This window comes from Pseudolysobacter antarcticus (genome assembly GCF_004168365.1).
Classification (GTDB): Bacteria; Pseudomonadota; Gammaproteobacteria; order Xanthomonadales; family Rhodanobacteraceae; genus Pseudolysobacter; species Pseudolysobacter antarcticus.
In genome coordinates this window covers 3,770,632-3,790,804 of sequence record NZ_CP035704.1, presented here as the reverse complement: position 1 = coordinate 3,790,804, position 20,173 = coordinate 3,770,632, and the positions used below count along the sequence as shown (strand labels likewise).

The 20,173-nt window shown below is 59.4% G+C and carries 15 protein-coding genes; 1 reads left to right on the top strand and 14 read right to left on the bottom strand.

Going from position 1 to position 20,173, the window contains the following annotated elements:
- Nucleotides 1-2 precede the first annotated feature (2 nt).
- From ELE36_RS16260 to ELE36_RS16225, 8 genes are all read right to left on the bottom strand, one after another.
- Nucleotides 3-560, bottom strand: coding sequence for a YceI family protein (locus ELE36_RS16260; RefSeq protein WP_129835131.1), 558 nt, complete (start codon nt 558-560; stop codon nt 3-5).
- The gene (locus ELE36_RS16255; RefSeq protein WP_129835129.1) at nt 557-1,189 is read right to left on the bottom strand and encodes a cytochrome b; all 633 of its coding nucleotides are present in this window, start codon (nt 1,187-1,189) and stop codon (nt 557-559) included. Before ELE36_RS16255 ends, ELE36_RS16260 begins: the two co-directional genes overlap by 4 nt.
- Nucleotides 1,170-1,865 carry a YceI family protein gene (locus tag ELE36_RS16250; RefSeq protein ID WP_165371657.1) on the bottom strand — a complete coding sequence of 232 codons (696 nt, stop codon included), beginning with the start codon at nt 1,863-1,865 and terminating at the stop codon, nt 1,170-1,172. The genes ELE36_RS16255 and ELE36_RS16250 overlap by 20 nt, the downstream gene beginning before the upstream one ends.
- Nucleotides 1,866-2,028: 163 nt before the next feature.
- Nucleotides 2,029-4,629 carry a serine/threonine-protein kinase gene (locus ELE36_RS16245; RefSeq protein WP_129835124.1) on the bottom strand — a complete coding sequence of 867 codons (2,601 nt, stop codon included), beginning with the start codon at nt 4,627-4,629 and terminating at the stop codon, nt 2,029-2,031.
- Between the two features lie 52 nt (nt 4,630-4,681).
- A complete protein-coding gene (locus ELE36_RS16240; RefSeq protein ID WP_165371656.1) occupies nt 4,682-5,245 on the bottom strand; it encodes an ECF-type sigma factor in 564 nt (187 codons plus the stop codon).
- A 104-nt stretch (nt 5,246-5,349) separates the two neighbouring features.
- Nucleotides 5,350-6,363 (bottom strand): OmpA family protein, encoded by a 1,014-nt coding sequence (locus tag ELE36_RS16235; RefSeq protein ID WP_129835120.1) that lies wholly within the window; start codon nt 6,361-6,363, stop codon nt 5,350-5,352.
- Between the two features lie 72 nt (nt 6,364-6,435).
- Complete coding sequence (locus ELE36_RS16230; protein ID WP_129835118.1) at nt 6,436-8,115, bottom strand: NHL repeat-containing protein; 1,680 nt, start codon at nt 8,113-8,115, stop codon at nt 6,436-6,438.
- 102 nt (nt 8,116-8,217) lie between these two features.
- Nucleotides 8,218-9,702, bottom strand: a complete 1,485-nt coding sequence (locus ELE36_RS16225) for a GTPase (protein ID WP_129835116.1) — start codon at nt 9,700-9,702, stop codon at nt 8,218-8,220.
- A 105-nt stretch (nt 9,703-9,807) separates the two neighbouring features.
- Here ELE36_RS16225 and ELE36_RS16220 point away from each other — a divergent pair, with 105 nt between their 5' ends.
- Nucleotides 9,808-13,461, top strand: coding sequence for a hybrid sensor histidine kinase/response regulator (locus ELE36_RS16220; RefSeq protein ID WP_165371655.1), 3,654 nt, complete (start codon nt 9,808-9,810; stop codon nt 13,459-13,461).
- Nucleotides 13,462-13,578: 117 nt separating this feature from the next.
- Here ELE36_RS16220 and ELE36_RS16215 read toward each other — a convergent pair whose 3' ends face one another.
- The 6 genes from ELE36_RS16215 to ELE36_RS16190 all read right to left on the bottom strand — a co-directional run bounded on the left by ELE36_RS16215 (nt 13,579) and on the right by ELE36_RS16190 (nt 20,139).
- Complete coding sequence (locus ELE36_RS16215; protein WP_129835112.1) at nt 13,579-14,628, bottom strand: hypothetical protein; 1,050 nt, start codon at nt 14,626-14,628, stop codon at nt 13,579-13,581.
- A 164-nt stretch (nt 14,629-14,792) separates the two neighbouring features.
- Nucleotides 14,793-16,715, bottom strand: a complete 1,923-nt coding sequence (locus tag ELE36_RS16210) for a CocE/NonD family hydrolase (RefSeq protein ID WP_425480920.1) — start codon at nt 16,713-16,715, stop codon at nt 14,793-14,795.
- A 245-nt stretch (nt 16,716-16,960) separates the two neighbouring features.
- The gene (gene hemE, locus ELE36_RS16205) at nt 16,961-18,031 is read right to left on the bottom strand and encodes a uroporphyrinogen decarboxylase (protein ID WP_129835108.1); all 1,071 of its coding nucleotides are present in this window, start codon (nt 18,029-18,031) and stop codon (nt 16,961-16,963) included.
- 128 nt (nt 18,032-18,159) lie between these two features.
- Nucleotides 18,160-18,420, bottom strand: a complete 261-nt coding sequence (locus ELE36_RS16200) for a WGR domain-containing protein (RefSeq protein WP_129835106.1) — start codon at nt 18,418-18,420, stop codon at nt 18,160-18,162.
- A 59-nt stretch (nt 18,421-18,479) separates the two neighbouring features.
- Nucleotides 18,480-19,577, bottom strand: a complete 1,098-nt coding sequence (aroB, locus tag ELE36_RS16195; protein ID WP_129835104.1) for a 3-dehydroquinate synthase — start codon at nt 19,575-19,577, stop codon at nt 18,480-18,482.
- A gap of 10 nt (nt 19,578-19,587) precedes the next feature.
- Nucleotides 19,588-20,139 (bottom strand): shikimate kinase, encoded by a 552-nt coding sequence (locus ELE36_RS16190; RefSeq protein ID WP_129835102.1) that lies wholly within the window; start codon nt 20,137-20,139, stop codon nt 19,588-19,590.
- Between the last annotated feature and the right edge of the window lie 34 nt (nt 20,140-20,173).

Genomic DNA, 20,173 nt, shown 5'->3' with positions numbered 1-20,173 from the left:
GATCAGCCGGCTTTTGCGGTCAGGCTCAAATGCGCATGCACCAGCACATCGGCGCCGATAATCGAGGTGTCTTTCCAGTCGCCGCTGCCGATGTCGAAATCGAGGCGATTGAGTTTGGTATCGACATCGAGTGTGGCCTTGTCGCCCGTCTCGCTGAACTTCACTTTCAAAGTGACTGGCTTGGATTTGTCGCGCACGGTCAGCGTGCCATCGGCTTCGATGCTGCCATCGGCGGCTTTGCGAAAAGTAGTGGTGACGAAATGCGCCTTCGGGAATTTGGCGAAGTCGAAAAATTCCTTGTCCTTGAGGCTGCCATCGCGTTCTTCGTTGGCGGTATTGATACTGGTCACATCGACGTTCACATCGAATTTTGACTTACTCAAGTCGGCCGCATCGAAGCTGATCGTCGCATCGAATTTCTTGAACTGGCCTTCGAATTTTTCGTTCTGGTACGTGCCGCTGAAACCCAGTTTGCTGGCCGCGGCATCGGTGGACCAGTCGCGTGCGCTGGCGCTGGCGGACAGACTAAAAGCAAGAACGAACAGCAGGGCATTTTTCATGACTTTACCTCGGGTGTTGATGGCGAATTCTGAGCGGAATTGATCGTGGTCGTTGTTGGCGATGCCGGCGATTTTTCGGCGCGTATGCCCCACGGCAACATGCGCCGCAAGGTCGAGTCACGATCGATGAAATGATGTTTGAGCGCGCCGCCCGCATGCAGAATGAATGCGACCAGCAACACCCAGAACAGGATCAGATGGGTGATGCCGGCAATCGCCTTGAGCGTGGGATTTTCGCCATCGGTCAGGCTCGGCACATGAAACAGGCCGAACCATTGCAGCGGGAAATTACCAGCGGAATTGAACAGCCAGCCCGAAAGCGGCATTAGCAGCATCACGCCGTACAGCGCGATATGCACCGCGCGCGCCGCGACATGTTGCCATTGCGGCATCGGCAATTCCGGCGGGCGACGATCAAACTGGCGCCACAAAATGCGCAGCAATACCAGCGCCAGAATCGTCAGGCCAATCGATTTATGCAGCGCGTAAATCTTGATCTTGCCCGGCGCATTCGGCAGCCAGGTCATGTACCAGCCGAGAAAACCCATGCCGATAATCAGTAGCGCGAGTATCCAGTGGAACGCCTTGTTGACGCTGCCCCAGGCTTGCTCAGTGTTGCGTATCGGCATCGTGATGCTCCTTGACGGTGGTGGGATTCTGCTCGGGATTTTCGCTGTCCGGAGCTGCCTCCGGCGGCGTCGATTCGCCGGCGTGACGATCGCGGAAACCTTCGGCCTCGATGCGCAACTCGACCTCGTCGCTGACCACTTGCAGATAACGATCAATGCCGAAATCGCTGCGCTTGAATTTCAGCGTCGCGGAAAATCCGGCGATGCGTTTGAATGTATACGGATGCACGCCGGCCTTGTTGAAGGTGAACGGCAGATCCATTTTCAGCGTCTTGCCGTGCAGGATCAACTGGCCGTGTGCAACACCGGTTTGCGCGCCGGTTTTGTCGCTGGTTTTTTCCACGCGTTGACTCATGAATCGCGCGGTCGGATAACGTTGTGCATCGAGAAACTCGCCGGATTTCACACGCGATTCCCATTCCGCATCGCCGAGATCCAGCGAATTGATATCGATCACAGCATCGACTCTAGCGGTGCTCCAGTCTTTGCTGTCGAAGCTGAAATTTCCGGCCGAAACGTGCAATCGACCGCAAGGTTTCGAGAAACCCAGATGAACCGTGCAAAAAAAAATCTGCGTATGCACGGGATCGAAACTGTAGGTGTCCGCATCGGCCCACGCGTTTGCGCCGCCGAGCATGAGCAGAAACACGAGACCCGCAGATAGCAGCTTTTTCATGATGCGCAGCTTGGCAGATTGGACAACCGCAATACCAGAGAGATCGCATGGAAACTCTGTTGCGCCGATGGAACCAATGCGTTTAACCGGATCGGCGGCGAGTTTATTCCCGTGCATGTTACGCAGTTGCATGGGCTGCTGCGGTAGTCGCGATCATTCGATCCTATTCGTGCGCCGCGAGTTTCTCACGCAATGGCAGTAGTGTCTTGAGCTGGATTTCGCCGCCTTTGCCCATGCCGACAAACACCGCGGTTGCGGCGTCCAGATCGGCGCGTGCTTCGGCGATTTTGCCGAGCGCCAGCATCGTCTTGGCGCGACTGCGATAGGCGATGCCGGTGAATGCGGATTTTGCGCCGTAAAGCGCAAGGCCGTTTTTCAACGCGGCTTCGGCCAGCGGCAGCGCTTCGGTGGCGCGGCCGGTCGTGGCGTAGGCGTCGGCCAGATTGGCGCGCGACATCATTGTTTCGCGACCGGATTCGCCGGCCTGCGCGAGCGAAATGCGCAACGCGTCTTCGAGCAGATGTGTGGCTTCCTCCATGCGATTCTGGCGCGCCAGCGCAAGCGCCAGATTGTTCTGCGCGCCGGCCAGTTCGGGCGACTCGCCGTACAGTTCCTGGCGCATATTCACAACGAGACGATAATCGGCTTCGGCCCAGTCGTAACGGCCGAGATAAGTTTCTGCAATCGCGCGATTATTGATCAGCGCCAAACCCGTGGCCGTGTTTGCCTGGCCGAGATCGACACAAACTTGATAACCTTCCTTCGCCGCGTTGATCGCGTCTTCGTAACGGCCGACAAGAGTCAGTGACAGTACTAGAGAATTGAATGCGGCGGCCACTTCTCGATCCGAACTGCCGATCAATGCACGCCGTTCGGCAATCGCGTGTTGGAGCGTGATCACCGACTGCTCGCCCTTGCCCTCAGTGCGTTCCAGTTGAGCCTGCGGCGCGCGGCTTTCGTTGAGAATCACCTGAAACCGCTGCGGCTGCGTGCTCCAGAATGCTTGCGCCAAATCGAGTAATTCGCGCGCATGCGCACTCTTGCCACGCATATATTCAGCTTGCGAAAAATCATAACGGGCACTCGCGAGCACGGACGGATTTTTCTCGATATCCGGCCACGCCATAAGACCTTCGAGCAGCGGCATTGCGCCCTCGACATCACCGATCTGCATGTACAGCTCGGCGAGACTTAGCGCGATTTCCTGCCCGTCCTTCGGTCGATCCTTGTACTTCGTGAATATTTCCAGCGCGCCTTGCTTGAGGATATCGCGTGCCGTCGTCGTTGTACTGTCACGCCGTTTAGCGGCGTCGCCAAACATCAACATCACATACTCGCGCACCGCGGTGGCTCGTGCTGTTTCGTCGATCGCGGCATCGCGCTGGATGCCTTCCTGATGCGCTTTGTACAACGCGAATCCGGTCGCACTGATCAGCGCGAGGCTCAGCGCCGCGGCGATGCCGACCGCGACGCGATTGCGCGTGATGAACTTGCCGAGCCGATAACCGAAACGCTGGCCGGTGACGCGTACCGGTTCGCCGCCAAGCCAGCGTGACAGATCCTCGGCAAATGCATCAACCGTGGCGTAACGACGCGACGGTTCTTTCGCCAGGGCCTTCTCGATGATGCGCGACAGGTCGCCGCGCACCGTATTGCGATACGCGCGCAAGCCGGTACGCCGTGCGAGCAGGCGCGTAGTGACAATATCGGTCGTACGCGATGATTGCGCGGCGGCGCGCGCATCCGCATCGGTCTGCGCCAGCGTCGCGGGCCACACCGCGGTCGCGATCGTTGCATCCGAAATGATGGGCGTATCGGCATCGCTGCGCGCCGCGCGCTGGATGGCCGCCGACAGCGATTGCGGCGGTACTTCGCGCACGCAGCGTTCCGCGGCGACGAGATCGCCGCGATCGAATTCATACGGCAGCACGCCAGCGATCAGCTGATAAAGAATCACGCCGAGCGCATACACATCGGAGGCGACCACGGCCGTCGCGCCGATGAACTGTTCGGGCGCGGCGTATTCCGGCGTCATCACCTGGCGGCTCGCTACGGTCAGCGGTGCGGCGAAATTTTCCTCGTCGCCTTCGAGCAGCCCGGCAATGCCGAAATCGAGCAAACGCACCGCGCCGGTTTCATCGACAAGCACGTTGCCGGGTTTCAGATCGCGATGCACGATCAATTGCGTGTGCGCGTATTGCACCGCGGCGCAGACATCGAGGAATAATTTCACGCGTGCGCGCAGGTCGAGTCGCTGGACATCGCACCAGCGCGTGATGGATTCGCCGCGCACGAATTCCAGCGCGAACCACGGTCGCCCATCCGGCGCCACGCCACCGTCGATGAAGCGTGCAAGATGTGGGTGTGCGAGTCGCGCAAGGATGCGCCGCTCGCGCAAAAAACGCGCGTGCACGTCACCGAAATCGAAACCGCGGCGTATCAGTTTGATCGCCACGGTTTGCGCAAAATCCTCGCCTTCGCGCAAGCCGCGATAGACCACGCCCATGCCGCCTCGGCCAACCTGCTCGACGATGCGATACGCGCCGAGCGTAGTGCCGATCAAGGCATCGACGGGTTCGCGGTCTTGCACGGCGTCATCGGTCGAATCTTCGTCGGCTGAAATACGCGCGAGCAGGCTTTGCACCTGCCGTAGCAACGCGGCATCGTGGCCGCAGCGCAGCGAGACAAATTCGTCGCGCGCGGCGGCGTCGGTATCGAGAGCATCGCGCGCGATGCGCAAAGCCAATTTTTCGGTATCGTTCATGCCAAATTTTTCCGCGCAGTGGAGCGTGCTGTCAAACGATGGTGTTATCGGTTCACGCTTCGAGGCGCTGTTTCAGCCAACTGCGTGCGGCGACCCAGTCGCGATTCGCGGTGCGTGCGGTGATGCCGAGCGTACCGGCGATTTCCTCGACGCTGAGACCGACAAAAAATCGCAACTCGACCACTTGCGACATGCGCTGATCGACGGACTCCAGCTCGTTCAATGCGTCATCGAGTGCGGCCAGATCGGTCCCGTCCGGAATCGGCAGTTCCAGCGCTTCGGCGAAGTCGTCGCGCAACCACGTGCCGCCGCGTTTCTCTGCGCCGGCAGCGCGCGCGCGATCGACCAGAATCTGGCGCATGATGCGCGCCGAGGCGTTCAGCAGATGCGCGCCGTCGCTAAAATCCGCGGGCGCTCGACCGAGCAGGCGCAGCAGCACTTCATGTACGAGCGCGGTGGTTTGCAACGTGGCGTGGCCGGAGCTGCCGCGCAATACCGATGCGGCAATGCGCCGCAGATCAGCGTAGACCAGCGGCAGCAAACGTTCGAGCGCGTCGCTGTCGCCATCGCGCCAGCGCTGAAGCAGGCGCGCGATACTTTCGGTTTGATTTTGCATGCGAGCGCGACGATAACCGCTTCGTCGGCGCGGCGCAAAAAAATCCTCAGCGTGCATGCGTCGCGGCACATGATAAAATCTGGCGTGCGCGAGCACGGCCACGCTCACAATCGCACGAGTTCCACACGCCGATTCTGCGCACGTCCCGCATCGTTGTCGTTGCTTGCGAGCGGCTCGCTGGCGCCAGCGCCGCGTGGTTGCAGCCGTGCCGGATCGATACCGTAATCGTGCGCGAGTGTCGCGACGACGTTCGCTGCGCGACGGCGCGAAAGATCAAGGTTGTAGGCGGTCTTGCCTTGTCCATCGGTGTGGCCGACTACGTTTACGCGTAACGTCAGGTCGGCCTGCAATAGCTTGGCGATTTCATCCAGCGTCGGTTTCGAGTCCGGCAGAATCGCATCGCGATCAAAATCGAAGTGGATCCCGTAAAGACTGATACGCCCGGCATTGCTGATGGTCTGCCGCATTTCATCGGCGCCAACGAAGGCGATTTTTCCTGACTCCATCGCCTTGCTCTCGACCACGCGCACGATCGCCAGACTTTCGCGACTGCCTTCCGCCAGTGCGATGCTCGCGTAAACCGTGCTGCCGTTGCGATCGAGTTTGGCGAGCAGATAACGCGCGCTGGTTTGGAAATAATTGCGCATGTAATCGCCATTGTAGCGCGGCAATTCCGGCGCGGCATCAAGCGCGTTGGCAAAGTCGTATGGGCCAGTTGTGACGGCGTGGCCCGGGCGTTTCATGTAGCACGAAGTATCGGACGTCGCGCAAGTGAACACGATTTCGAAGCCTTTGGATTTCAAGCTGTCCTGGTAATTTCGCAGTACTTCAAACGAAGAATGACTTGCCGGCAGCTGGTAGTAATACAGCTGAATTTTGCCTTCGAGATGCAGCCATCCCGGCGCGGATGGGTTGCGCAGGCTGTTGGCGATAGGTCCGTTCATCACGTCGATTTCGTCGTAGTTCCGCACGTAATATCCGACCAGTTTTGAGCCCTCGTAACGACCCACCAGCGGATGATCGGCACCAGCACCGGCGGCGAAAACACTGAGCTGGAAAAGACTTGCCAAGAGCAGAATCATCGTTCGGAAAATACGCTTGTCATATCGATGTTTCATGGCATACCTCAGGGCACGGGAATGGAATTTCGTGAAGCAGGCAGCGGCGCTGGCTCGACGGATCTTCTTACCTCACGGTGTCACCGGATCGTCGCCATGGCCTAGTGTGCTTCTGAAAATCCGGTCACTGAAACGTAGCGTGGCGTACTGCATTTTTCCGGATACGCTGCTGCCGGAAGAGGTGAAATAACGCACATCGCCGGTCGCGGTGAACGCGCCGTGGCCGGCTGCGACGATGCCCCACAGACCAGAATGCCGCGAGCGTGATCCACCAGCCGTCTCCGCATACGGGTAGATGTCGAAGCTTATTAAGGAGCCCGACTGCATGTCCATGAATGCGACGACGCCATCGACGCTATCGGGGCTGATGAAAAACGGAGCGGTGTTGCGCTGCCCGGCGAAAGCGATCAGACCTTCGGCAAGCGTGATGCTGTGGGTGTAGTTATCAGTACGCGGCACCATGCAGCCCGATGACGAATACTCCGAACCGAAGTATCGCTTGGCGAGTCCACCCGAACCGAACGTCGAATCCGGGGTGCCATCGCCGTTGAACTTGACCACGCCCATGCCGTCGCCACAATTGACTGCGACATCGCCGCCGACAAAAATGCGTTCATTCGTCGTCGTGCCGTTGCTGCCGAGCACAGCGATGGATCGCCCGTGATCGCCCAAGTTGCCGGGCGCGATATTGAATGGCATCACGTTGACGCCTGCGGTATTGAAAGAAGTATCGGGCGCGCCGTTGCTGCTGACCCGCATCACCATGAAATCCCAATCGGCGTTGTCGCCGAGGGTGGCTTGGCGCGATCCGCCCAGATAAATGCGCGGTGGGCCGGTCACTGTCAGTCGACCGCCGAGCGCCAGCCCGTTGATTTCGCAGCCGCGATTGGTCGGACAATAATTGCCGGGATTCGGATAGACGATGCCGGTGACCGAGGTCAGCGAACCATCCGTCGCGTCCAACGAGAAACGCTGGAACACCGGCCGCGATACATTGCTCTCGATCGCGCTGCCGGCAAACACGAGTGAAACTCCGCCGTCGCTCAACAGCAGACTGTTCTGGTAAACAGCGATGCCGCCGCCGAAAAAATTGCGTGGATCGCCCTCGTCCGCGAGGGTGGAACCCATCTCGACACTGCTGAGAAATTTGCCATCGGTATTGAACACCATCACATCCGATGCGTAGCGAGTGAACGCCGGCACGGGCATCGGCGGGTTGCCGCTGAAATGCAATCCATAACCCTGCACATCGACCAGTACGAACAGCAGATTGCCCGATACGACGATGTCCTTGACGTCATCGATCGGCCGCGGCACCAACGTGTTGGCGTCATACACCACGTATTGATTGCCGTCGAACCCAGTTGCGCCGGGATTGGCCCATGTCACACGTTGCCCCGCGGCGTTGTAACGCACGAGCCCGAGGCCGCCGGCGTTGCCGCCGCGCATGTTCGGGACGAGTCCCGCGACAACGACATCGCCGTTGTCCAGATGCACCAGTTTCTTGCCGCGATAGGTGTCGGTTGCGCTGCCAGAAAACGCGTCGACAAAATAATTGCCGCCATTAAAATCGACGTCGGCGCGATAAATTTGCGCGTGTATGCTGGCCGTGGTGATGAGCAGTGCACACAGCACGAACAAAAATCGCGAGCAGCGTAATCCCACACTCTGCGCGCGCTGTCCCGATGTCGCTGGGCTTGCGGTATCGGCGCTTTTTCGTGGGCTGAAGGAGCGGATGGAATGTCGCGTCATGGCGGTTCTCCCTGAACAATGCCGGCGAAATGACCGGCTTGTATCGGGATACGGAATTTCCGCCGCAAATCGGACATCACTGCAAAACGCGCAGCGATCGGACTATTTCAGGTCGTATTCCTGATGTGCGCGTAATGCCAGCGCGGCAATTTCGCGCATGCGTTCGCCACTGGTCTGCGCCAATAATTTTTTCAGCGTCGCCGATGCATGGACCTGATCAAACTGCTGCTGCTCGGCCAGCGTGGTCGCGACGGCACGGCCGAGACTGTCGAAAATCAGACCGTAGGCAATCGCATGCACAACACCGCCGCCGAGCGTACCGAGGCCGGGAAACGCTTTCATCGCGTTGCCGGCAATCGCCAGCACGATCGCGGTGCTCGCGCGCAGACTCAAGCTGGCCTGTTTGAGAAATGCATCGATATCGATTTCGCGAATCGCCACATCGTAGGTGCGTGCGAGTTCGCGAATCAGCGCGGTCGCGAGGGTGCCCTGGATCACGAGATCACTACCCGGCGCGACCGCGGCCATCGCGCCGACAATCGCGCGGCGCGTGTAACTCGTGATCAGCGTTTGCGCCTGTGTTGCGCGTGTGCTGGTTTCGAGTTCGCCGGCGCGTTGCGACAGCGCGCCGAGCACCGCGGTTTCGCGCGCCGGTTCTAGCGCTTCGGCGCCGCGTGCGCTGAGGCGTGTGATCGCGGCGAGCAGCGCATCAATTTGCACGGGCCGCGCGCGTGAGTGCGATTCCTTGCTGCCGTCGGCATGGACTTTTTCGACCTGCTCGCTACCACCGGCGCTGACCAGAACCTGCGCGTCGACCACGTCGCAATAGCGTGTGCGCAACGCGGAATCCAGCGCGCTCGCATCGTGTTCGCCGAGTTGATCGATTTTGTTCAATGCCAGAATCAATGGCTTGCCGAAGCCGTCCAGCCAGCGCAGTTCGGCATCCTGCTCGCGCGTCAGATCGCCCGCGCAAATGTACAACACCAGATGCGCGCGCAAGGCCTCATCACGCGCGAGTGCTTCGCGTGCTGCGGCGTCCGCTTCGCGTGTGCCGGGCACATCCGACAACACCACCTCGCGACCATTTTTCAGCGTGCTGCGATAATGTTCGACCGCACGCGTGGTGCCGCCGAGCACATCGACTTGCGCTTGTGCGCCGGGTGCAAGCGCACGAATCACGCTGCTTTTTCCGGCGCTGATTTCGCCGAATACCGCGACATACACATCGCCTTCGTGACGGCGTTTGTCGAGCTCGCGCAACTCGGCTTCGAGCTGGCTGGTATCAGCGCGCTGTTGTTCGAGGCGCGCGATGCGCTCGTCGATTTCGGGCCGGGTCGGCGCGACCACCGGCTTCTGTTTGCGCGCGCGCGGATGCAGCACGCGCCAGCCGAGCCAGATGCCGCCGCCGGCGACAGCCGCGACCAGCAATCCCAGGCTCACACTCAGCCAGGTTGGCAGGTCGCTGAGTTCGTGCCACAACGCCACCGCGCTGCGCAGCGCGCCGAGCAGCATCCACAACAATGCGGCCAGCAGCAGGGCGACAATAGCGAGAGTGAGCAGGCGCACGCGGCGGTTGGTTGAAGGCATGGCGGCATTCTACGCAAATCCGCACAACGCGCAGTAGCCGCGCGCCGACTTCACGCCATCGCCGGCATGGCGTAACGTGTGCACGAAGCTTCCGGGGAGAATCGGGTGACTACGGATAAATACGCTCGATACGGCACGATCGATTCGATCAAACTCAATCGACGCGCGCGCATTTTTTTTGCAGCGCTGCTAGGCGTGATCGGCATCGGCAATGCGTTCGCCGCCGACAGCTTGTTCAGCACGCCGCTGTTCCGCAAGTTCGGTGTCGAAGACGGCTTGCCGGCGACACGCACCAGCAAACTTGCAGAGGATCGCGACGGTTTTCTCTGGGTCGGTACGCATGATGGATTAGCGCGTTACGACGGCAGCGGATTTCGCGTCTGGCGACACGATCCGGCGAAGCCGCAATCACTATCCGGCAATAGCGTCTCGGCGTTGTATGTGGATCGTACGAATCGGGTCTGGCTCAGCGCCGATGATGTCGGTTTGAATCTGCTGGATCTTCCGCGCGACGGCTTCCGCCATTTTCACCACGATGCGGTCGATGCCAACAGCTTGGCAGATAACGATGTCTGGGCAATCGCACAAGACAGCGGCGACGACACGATGTGGTTCGGCACGGCGAGCACCGGCCTCGATCATCAACTTGCGGATGGCCGGTTCGCCCATCTGCATCATAACGATGCCGATGCCAGAAGTTTGTCATCCGATACCGTGCTGAGTTTGTATTTCGATGCGCGCGGACGTTTGTGGATCGGCACCGACAAAGGGGTTGATTTGCGCGAGCGCGACGGCACGATTCGGCATGTCGATTTTGCGCCGACAGCGGCGTTGCAAGCGCGCAGCATCAGCGCGGAAAAAGACGATAGTGTGCTGCTCGGCAGCGATCAGGGCGTATGGCGCATCGACGCCGATCTGCATGCACGGCAGGCGTTGGGCGCGACCTTGCCGAGCCTGTCTATATTTGCCACGCAGCGCGATGCGCAAGGCGATCTGTGGATCGGCACCAAACTTGGCCTGAGTCGGCTGCAGGCCGATGGCACGCTCGCCACGTACGCGCCGAATCCCGCGCTGGCCGGCAGTCTGCCCGGCAATCGTGTGTTCGACATGCTGCGCGATCACGAAAACGGATTGTGGTTTGCGCTGACCGATGGCGGCCTCGCGCACCTGCCGCCGCAGTGGCGCAACTTCACCATGTTTCGTGCCGATCCGAGCAGTGCGCACAGCCTCAGCGGCAATAACTTTGTCGGGCTCGGCACCGATGCGCAGCACGGCGTGTGGACGGTCAGCGTGAACGGCGGCGTTGATCGCCTCGATGCGCAGGATGGCAAGGTCGAGCATGTGTCGGAGCGTTTGCCAGTCAAGGATTTGCGGCCGCTGTCGGTACTGGCGGATCAGCAACACCAGCTTTGGATCGGGCATCGCGCCGGCCTCGGTATTTTTGATCTCGACAAAAATACGCTGCAGGTTTTGCCGCTGGATGCCAAGCGCGACGATGCGCTGATGCCCGGCGTTTTCAACATCTTGCTGGCGTGTCCCGAGCAGACGATCTGGGCCAGCGCACGCGGCGGCGCGTTGCATCGCATCGATGCAAAAACGCACGCGATCACGCGTTTTATTGCCGGTGCGAGCGGATTGGCGAGTGTTGATATCACAGCGCTGCGTTGTGATGCGCAGGCAAAACTCTGGCTCGCGCATGCCGAAGGTCTGCAGTTTTTCGATAGCGCCAGCCAGCATTTTGTCACGCCGAAAGGCGCGCCTTCGCAAAGAGTGCACGCACTGAGTTTTGCCGCCGACGGCACGTTGTGGCTGCACACATTTGGCACACTCGAACATTTTCAGATCGATGCGAACGGCTTGAAATCAATCGGACGAATCGACGCCGCAGACGGCTGGCCAGCGGTCGAAGCCGGCGGCATGGTGATCGATGCCGCCGGACAACTTTGGGTGAGCAGTGCGCGCGGATTATTTCGCATCGATCCGCAATCGCGCGCGATTCGCCAGTTCGATATTCGTGATGGCCTGATCAGCACCGAATTCGCCGACGGCGCGTTCGTGCGCACGCCGCAGGGCATTTTGTTCGCTGCGAATCTGGCCGGAATTGTCGCGTTCGATCCGGCGAAATTCGGCACCAATCCGATCGCGCCGCCGCTGGTGTTGGGCGATATCAGCATCAGTCGCGATGCGCAGCGACTGGCGTTGCCGGCGACCGATGCGAAGATCGAGCTGAATTGGAACGATCGCGATCTGCGCGTCGAAGCGCACGCGTTGTCGTTCGCCAATCCGGCGGGCAATCGTTATCAATTCCAGTTGGCCGGATACGATCCCGCGTGGGTCGATAACGGCAGTCGCGGCGTACGCGAATTCGGTCAGCTGCCGGCCGGAAAATACCAGTTGCAGACCCGTGCCGCGAATGCCGATGGCGTATGGAGTGCGAGTTCGATACCGCTGCGGATCGAAGTCAAACGTGCGCCGTGGCTGACGCCTTTTGCTTACGCGTTTTATGCGTTGATCGGCAGTTTGTTTCTGCTCGCGATGTTCCTCAGTTATCGGAAACGCGTGCATCGGCGGCATCAATTTGCGCTGGCCGAACAGCAACGCCATTGGGCCGAGCAGGCGAGTGCGGCGAAGTCTGGTTTTCTCGCCAACATGGGTCACGAAATTCGCACGCCGATGACCGGTGTGCTCGGCATGACCGAACTTTTATTGCGCACACCGCTTGATGCACGTCAACGCGGTTACGCCGAAACCATCGCGCAATCGGGCAGCCTGATGTTGCGTCTGGTCAACGATGCGCTTGATCTCGCGCGCATCGAAGCCGGCAAGCTTGAGCTCGAATCGAAGCCGTTCGATCTGCCCGGGCTATTGCGCGAAGTGCATGCGCTGGAGCAACCGCTGGCGCTGCAGAAAAATCTGGGATTCGATGTTCGCGTCGCATCAGATGCGGCGATATTTGTCGCTGGCGATGTGCTGCGCGTGAAACAGATTTTGCTGAATCTGTGCAACAACGCCTTGAAATTCTGCGAGCACGGTAGCGTCGGCATTGCCCTCACGCGCGCCGCGGACGGCAGCGTATTGCTGAGCGTGCACGACACCGGGCCGGGCATGAGCACCGAATTGCGCGAACGTCTGTTCCAGCGTTTCGAGCAGGCCGACGGTGGCATCACGCAACGTTACGGCGGCAGCGGACTGGGACTCGCAATTTGTCGCGAGCTGGTCGAGGTCATGCGCGGCACGATCGATGTCGAAAGCACGCTCGGTGTGGGCACGACCTTCAACGTCTGCCTGCCGCTGCCGGAAGTTTCTGCCGAAAATGCAGATGCCGTTATCCAGCCGATGAATGGCAACATCGTTACTGCAGAAACGTTGATAAAGCCCACGGCAAGTTTGCGGATTCTGCTGGTCGAGGACGACGCCACGATCGCACGTGTGATCGTCGGCCTGCTCGAAGCGCAAGGTCACAACGTGCGCCACGCGCCGCACGGACTGGCGGCGTTGGCCGAACTCGAACGCGGTGAAATCGATCGGGTGTTGCTCGACCTCGATCTGCCCGGCATCGACGGTTTCCAGTTCGCGCGTCTGCTGCGCGAACGCGAGCGCAACAACAACACACCGCGTTTGTTTGTGATCGCGATCACCGCACGTTCCGGTGGCGATGAAGAGCAACGGACACGTGCCGCCGGCATGGATGGATTTTTGCGCAAGCCGATTAGTGGTGCGCAATTGGCCGATGCGCTGGCGCAAGCAACGGCGAACTAGGTCGCGTGGCGCGATTTACGCACGGGTCGGGGTGCGATCACGAATGGATTGCAGATTCGTAACTGATCGTCGATGAGTAGCCCGTCCTGTAATCACGCGTAACTGTTGATCGGTTATTTAACCCATTCCGATCTCTTCGGGAATAATTGCAAACGATTGCCCGTTTGTGCGGTTCCCCCGTTGATTGCGCCAGCGCTTGACGTGTGCGCGACGCAGGGACTTTCCGTTCGGTAAGCGACATTGGTGTGCGGCTAGAGAGAAATGGTTTGTGAATGTATCCGCCAACGGTGAGCCGGGTTTCTCTACCCCGAGGCATTTGCCGACTATTGACTTCACGTCGTTCTCGCGCGCATCGAGGAGGCGCTTTAACGCTTCCGTTCGGCCAATCAGACGCCATCTTTTCGGGTCCAAGAAGTGATTTCGATTTACTTCTTTAAGCATCTTAAACGCGCGACGACGCAACACGGTGCGATTGAACTCAAGCTCAAGCACGTTGTCGGTGGCACGTAGAAAAATCTCCGCTGCTGTGACTATTTCCAGCATCGGTTGAAACGACGTTTTTAGGACTCGGTTCGCCGCCACCGCGGCGGAATTGAGACTCTTCGTAGATAGAAGAGTCGCGTAGAAATTTTCCCATGCATCAAGGAGGATCCGGGAATTAATCTTCCCGACCACGCCGATATAAGCGGCAAACGGAGTATGCCCTCCACCAATGAGTGCTTCGTATAGCTGCACACCATCGCAAGCGCCAAGGATGACAACTAGATGGCCTGCGCCTTGCTGATTGAGAAGTGACAGCGGCTTCTTGATTAGGTGCCAACTGAAATTGCCGCCGTCCGCAGTTTCGATCCCATCCGGCATGCCGTGAGCTTCAATATGCAGCAGAGGTGCCCCTTCAGTGATCGATCTCGCTGCCTCGGTCTCTAGCGCGTCTTGGAATTCGCGGATGCACCCAACCGAATAGTAAGTAAGCGAAAGACCGACTGATGCCCATGCGGCTTGAAATTTCCGACGCAGCTCTTCGCCATTGTGGTGGTCAAATGGCTCTTTCGATTCGATGATTACGATACGGCGCCAGGCAATTCTGATTGCTTGAAGCGCTTGAGCGGGCTTTTTCGGAGCTTGAGGATGTTGCTTCCGAGGCGCCTTCAGTTTCGATTTCGACATGGCTTTTTTTCCGGCCTAGGCAGGCAGTTTCGTCGGATCAGTTCTTCGTATTTTCCTGCTCATCAGCGTGGGCTAAGCTGTCCAAGTAGACTTCTAATCCGTATCTTGAGTTCATTCCTCTGGCGGATCGTTGAAGAAACTGTTTGTAGTAGAAACACCACAACTCATTCATTCGGCACCAATGGCAAATCAATAAAACTCGCCGTTGCCGCATCGTGATAAACCCGCTGCGTCGCCTTTCGATAATCATCCGGCTTGGCGAAGAAAATATTCTCGACATAGGTCTGCGGATTGCGGTCGTACAGCGGGAACCAGCTCGACTGGATTTGCACCATGATGCGATGGCCCGGCAGGAATACGTGATTCGTGTTTGGCAGTGAAAAAATATACTTTTCCACTTTGTTCACCTCGATGGCGTGCGGATGCTCCAGGCTGTCGCGATAACGGCCGCGGAAAATATCCATCGCGATACCAACTTCGTTACCACCCAGCTCCGCCTGCGAGGCTATTTCATCGGGATAAACATCGATGAGCTTCACCACCCAGTCGCTGTCGGTGCCGCTGGTCGAGGCGAACAAATTCACCGTCGGCGCGCCGGCAATTCTTACCGCGGTCGTCAGCACTGCGGAGGTATAACTGAGTACATCGGGGCGACCATCGACGAAGCGCTGATCGGTGACCAGCCAGCGTTTCCACGCGTCGCCATCCTCGAAATGCACCGGGCGCGGCAGGTACGGCACCGGCTTGGCCGGATCGGAGACATATTCGTCGAATGTTGCAGTTTCTGCAGCCGTTTTCGGCGCATCAAAACCAAGATGCAATCCGGCCTGCAGATACAGCGGTTTTGATATCGCCGTGCAATCTTTTTTGCAGGCCAGCGGCCAGTGCGACAGGCGCTGCCAGCGATTGATCCCGGTCTGGTAGACGAACACCGGCGGCGTATCGGCTTTTACCGCGCCGTCTTTCAGATACGTATCGAGAAACGGCTTCATCACGTCGCGGCGAAATTGCAACGCGGTATCGCCATCGAACTTGAGCGGCCCGAGCACGCTACCGTCGTAGTTCACGCCGCTGTGGCGCCACGGGCCGAGCACGAGATAATTCTTGTCGTTGTTGATGTCCTTCGGTTCGGTCGCTGCATACGTTGCGAGCGCGCCGTACATGTCTTCCTGATCCCACAAGCTGGCGACGATCATGCGCGGCACGGTCAGCGGTTGCGCGGCGATCACTGGATCGAGCGCCTGACCTTGCCAGTAGGCATCGTAGGCCGGATGTTCGGAAAGTTTTTTCCAGTACGGCAATTGATCGAAACCGAAGCGTTTTGCGTAGTCGCCAGCCGAGCCCGCGCGCAGAAAATTGCTGTAGTCGTCAAAGCCGCCGCGCGCGACATGTTTGCCTTCGCCTTTCGCGATGGTCTGGCTGTAGATGTAGTCGAAATTGGTCTGGCGAAATGCGCCGTTGTGGAACCAGTCGTCGCCTTTCCAGCCATCCACCATCGGGCTCATCGGCACGGCCACCTTGAGCGCGGGATGTGGATTGACCAGCGCCATGAGCACCGTGAAGCCTTCGTACGACGAGCCGATCATGCCGACCTTGCCGTTGCTTTCGGGCACGTTTTTCACGAGCCAGTCGATCGAATCGTAGGCGTCGGTTGAGTGATCGACCTTGCTCGAATTCAGCGGCCCGCGCAGCGGCCGCGTCATCACGTAATCGCCTTCCGAGCCATATTTGCCGCGGATATCCTGGAACACGCGGATATAGCCGTCGCTGACAAAAACCTCATCGCCCATCGGCAAAGTCGCGAGCATGCTCGGGCTGATATTGCGTTCGGCGCGCTTGCTCGCGTTGTACGGCGTGCGCGTGAAAATGATCGGCGCGTGGTGCGCATTTTTCGGCACGACGATCACGGTATGCAGCTTGATTCCATCGCGCATCGTGATCATCACTTCGCGTTTGCTGAAATCCGCGTTGTCGGTCGGAACCTCAAATTTTTTCGGAATATCCGGTGCCAGCGGTGGAGTGTTTGCTGGCGCGGCGGCGGTAGCGAAAGTTGCAGTTAGCGCGAGCGCGCAAAGAGCGTGACGCAGAAATCCGATAGGCATCGCAAGTTTCCCGCAAGGAGTAGGTCGGTCGAAGTCAGGCTGTGACTCTAGACCGAAATACGTGCGATGCAAAGATTGCGATGGCTATCGTCCACGCGCCGCGCGATCTGCGAAACCCCAAAAGCTAACCGTCATTCCAGCCTGCGTGGAATGACGAGCGAAAAGAGGGCGCGCAAAAAGAGCGAGCAAAAGAGCGAGTGAAAAATCTCCCGCGCACGCATCAAGGATTTCTAAGCGTACGGATGCCCGCTGAACTCATGCACCGCATCGACCAGCACGCGCACATTTTCCGGATCGATATCCGGCGTCACGCCGTGACCGAGATTGAAAATGTGGCCGGGGCCGTTGCCGAAACTTCGCAGGGTCGCTTGCACTTGCGCGCGGATCACGTCGGGCGAGGCCTTCAATACGGCCGGATCGAGATTGCCTTGCAGCGCAACTCGATGACCGACACGCCGACGCGCTTCTTCGAGGCTGATGGTCCAATCCACGCCGAGCGCCGTGCAACCGGTATCGGCGAGCGTTTCGAGATGGCTGTTGGCGCCCTTGCTGAAAAAAATCAGCGGCACGTCGCGTGTGTTCGGATCGCTTTGCAACAGCAGTGCGATCTGGCCGAGATAACGCTGCGAGAATTCGTGAAATTGCATCGGTGGCAACAGCCCGCCCCAGGTATCGAACACCATCAACGCCTGAGCACCGGCGGCGGCTTGCGCGGCGAGATAGATTGCGACGGAGCGTGCGATCACATCGAGCAGGCGATGCGCGAGTTCGGGTTCGTTCCAGCACAGCGCCTTGACCCGCGCGAAATCACGCGAGCCGCGACCTTCAACCATGTAGCACGCAAGCGTCCACGGACTGCCGGCGAAACCGATCAGCGGCACTCTTCCAGCAAGTGCATGGCGGATCGTGCGCACGCCATCCATGACATAACGCAGTTCGACTTCGGGATCGGGCACGGCAAGCCGATTGATGTCGGCCGAGGTGCGAATCGGGCGCGCAAATTGCGGACCTTCGCCTTCGCTGAAATGCAGGCCGAGGCCCATCGCATCGGGAATGGTGAGGATGTCCGAAAACAAAATCGCCGCATCCAGGGCGAAACGATCGAGCGGCTGCAAGGTCACTTCGCAGGCCAGTTCCGGCGTCTTGCACAGCGTCAGAAAATCGCCAGCGCGGGCGCGTGTGGCACGATATTCGGGCAAGTAACGCCCGGCCTGGCGCATGATCCAGACTGGAGTCTTGTCGACGGGCTCGCGTTTCAGCGCGCGCAGGAAACGGTCGTTGAGCGGGGCAATTTGCGACATGAGTTTCTTGACGGGCTTGAGAGTTGGAGTAGCGTGAAGTGGCTCAAAAACGTACCGAGCGTACGATGGCATGGATGCCAGAGGTAGAGCAATGAAGGAGCAATTGCCGAGTAGTTTTTGAGTTAGCTTCAGCCGAAGGCGCGGCCTTCGAGGCCTTGACTGAACGTGATGAAAAATCCGCGTTTGAGCTGCGCATCACGCGCGAGTTCGAAGGCACTCAACGCATCGTCGCGCTCCAGATACACTTCCTGCTTGAGGCTGATGCGGCCGCCGGTCTGGCCCCATTCGCGGGTCAGCGTCCAGCCGCCGAGCAGATCCTGCTGCAGCGCGATCTGGTAATAACGCGGCGCTTCCGCGGCGGCAGGTTTGGTTTGCATGTAGATACGCATGCACCTAGTTTAGCCGATGCGATCAGACAACACGCGATTTTGCGTCATACGATTCGATTTCAGTGATGCACTGCTTCGGTCGCGTTGTTCAGCGTCTGCATTACTTCGGTGCTGGTCACGTCCGCGACGATTTCGGCATGACCAATACCGCGCCACAGGATCAGCCGCAGTCGTCCGCTGATATTTTTCTTGTCGAGCTGCATATGTGCAAACAGCGTTTCCGCCGCGATGCCGGGCGGAATATTGATCGGCAAACCGAGGCGTTGCAGCAACACCGCCAGTCGTTTGGCATCCGCCGCCGGAGCGCGACCGAGCTGGGTCGAAAGTTGCGCGGCGAGCAGCATGCCGATCGCCACGGCTTCGCCATGCAATAGCGTCGCATAACCAGTGGCGGTTTCAAGCGCATGGCCGAAGGTGTGGCCGAGATTAAGCAGCGCGCGTTCGCCGAGTTCGTGTTCGTCGCGCGCGACGATCGCAGCCTTGTGCGCGCAACTGGTGGCGATCGCGTGCGTCATCGCGGCAGCATCACGCGCGATCAGTGCGTCGGCATTTTGTTCCAGCCACGCGAAAAAATCCGCATCGCCGAGCGCGCCGTACTTCACGACTTCGGCCAGCCCTGCGCGATATTCGCGTTCGGGCAAGGTCGCCAAGGTATCGGTATCGATCACCACGGCGCGCGGCTGATGAAATGCGCCGACCAGATTTTTTCCGGCCGGCAGATTCACGCCAGTTTTGCCGCCGACCGACGAATCAACCTGCGCCAGCAACGTGGTCGGCATTTGCACAAACGCGATGCCGCGCATGTAGCACGACGCCGCAAATCCGGCGAGATCGCCGATCACGCCGCCACCGAGTGCGATCACGGTCGCATCGCGGCTGGCCTTGATCCCGGCGAGTTTCGCCAGCACCAATCCGGCGTTGTCGAGCGTCTTGTGGGTTTCGCCGTCGGGCAAGATGAGGCTATCCCAGCTCAGCGTCTGCAGGCCCGCGATGACGGTCTGCAGATACAGCGGCGCGACCGTGCTGTTGCTGACGATCAGCACATGCCGGCCGCCGATACTGCTGCGCCACAGCGCTGATTGCGTGAGCAGGCCGGGGCCGATCCAGATCGGATAACTGCGCGCGCCGAGTTCAACGCGGATTTCCCGATGACTCATAAAAAGCTGCTCATGCGACTTGTTCCGGATGCTGGCGCTGCCAGCGTTGTTCGATCATTGCCGCCAGCCGCCGCGCGGCATGCGCGACGCTGCCATGCAGTTCGGTGGGCACCGCAAGATCGGCGATTTCGCGATACAGCGGCGTGCGTACGGCGGCGAGTTGATGCAATCGCGCGCGCCGATCCGGCGCTGCGAGCAGCGGGCGTTTGCGATCATGTTCGAGCCGCGCGAGTTGCTGTTCGACGCTGATTTCCAGATGTACCACATAACCCGATTCGCGCAGCACACGGCGATTCTGCGCATCCAGCACCACGCCGCCGCCGGTCGCGACCAGCACGCCGCTATGCGTGGCGAGTTCCGCCAGCGCCTCGCTTTCGCGACGACGAAATCCGGCCTCGCCCTCGACATCAAACACCACCGTCACACTCACGCCGGTGCGGTGCTCGATGACGTGATCGAGATCGTGAAAGGTGAGATTCAGCAGCCGCGCCACACGCTGGCCCACTGTGCTTTTGCCAGCGCCCATCGGGCCGATGAAAAACAGGTTGGGGGCGGGATTCATATGCTGATGCTACCAGCGCACTGTGGGTTTTTGC

What these genes read in the sequence shown, in the direction of transcription:
- ELE36_RS16230 (WP_129835118.1), bottom strand. Translation starts at nt 8,115, where the DNA reads ATGACGCGACATTCCATCCGCTCCTTCAGCCCACGAAAAAGCGCCGAT.
- ELE36_RS16245 (WP_129835124.1), bottom strand. Translation starts at nt 4,629, where the DNA reads ATGAACGATACCGAAAAATTGGCTTTGCGCATCGCGCGCGATGCTCTC.
- ELE36_RS16250 (WP_165371657.1), bottom strand. Translation starts at nt 1,865, where the DNA reads ATGAAAAAGCTGCTATCTGCGGGTCTCGTGTTTCTGCTCATGCTCGGC.
- ELE36_RS16260 (WP_129835131.1), bottom strand. Translation starts at nt 560, where the DNA reads ATGAAAAATGCCCTGCTGTTCGTTCTTGCTTTTAGTCTGTCCGCCAGC.
- ELE36_RS16215 (WP_129835112.1), bottom strand. Translation starts at nt 14,628, where the DNA reads ATGTCGAAATCGAAACTGAAGGCGCCTCGGAAGCAACATCCTCAAGCT.
- ELE36_RS16255 (WP_129835129.1), bottom strand. Translation starts at nt 1,189, where the DNA reads ATGCCGATACGCAACACTGAGCAAGCCTGGGGCAGCGTCAACAAGGCG.
- ELE36_RS16225 (WP_129835116.1), bottom strand. Translation starts at nt 9,702, where the DNA reads ATGCCTTCAACCAACCGCCGCGTGCGCCTGCTCACTCTCGCTATTGTC.
- aroB (WP_129835104.1), bottom strand. Translation starts at nt 19,577, where the DNA reads ATGAGTCATCGGGAAATCCGCGTTGAACTCGGCGCGCGCAGTTATCCG.
- ELE36_RS16240 (WP_165371656.1), bottom strand. Translation starts at nt 5,245, where the DNA reads ATGCAAAATCAAACCGAAAGTATCGCGCGCCTGCTTCAGCGCTGGCGC.
- ELE36_RS16200 (WP_129835106.1), bottom strand. Translation starts at nt 18,420, where the DNA reads ATGCGTATCTACATGCAAACCAAACCTGCCGCCGCGGAAGCGCCGCGT.
- ELE36_RS16235 (WP_129835120.1), bottom strand. Translation starts at nt 6,363, where the DNA reads ATGAAACATCGATATGACAAGCGTATTTTCCGAACGATGATTCTGCTC.
- hemE (WP_129835108.1), bottom strand. Translation starts at nt 18,031, where the DNA reads ATGTCGCAAATTGCCCCGCTCAACGACCGTTTCCTGCGCGCGCTGAAA.
- ELE36_RS16190 (WP_129835102.1), bottom strand. Translation starts at nt 20,139, where the DNA reads ATGAATCCCGCCCCCAACCTGTTTTTCATCGGCCCGATGGGCGCTGGC.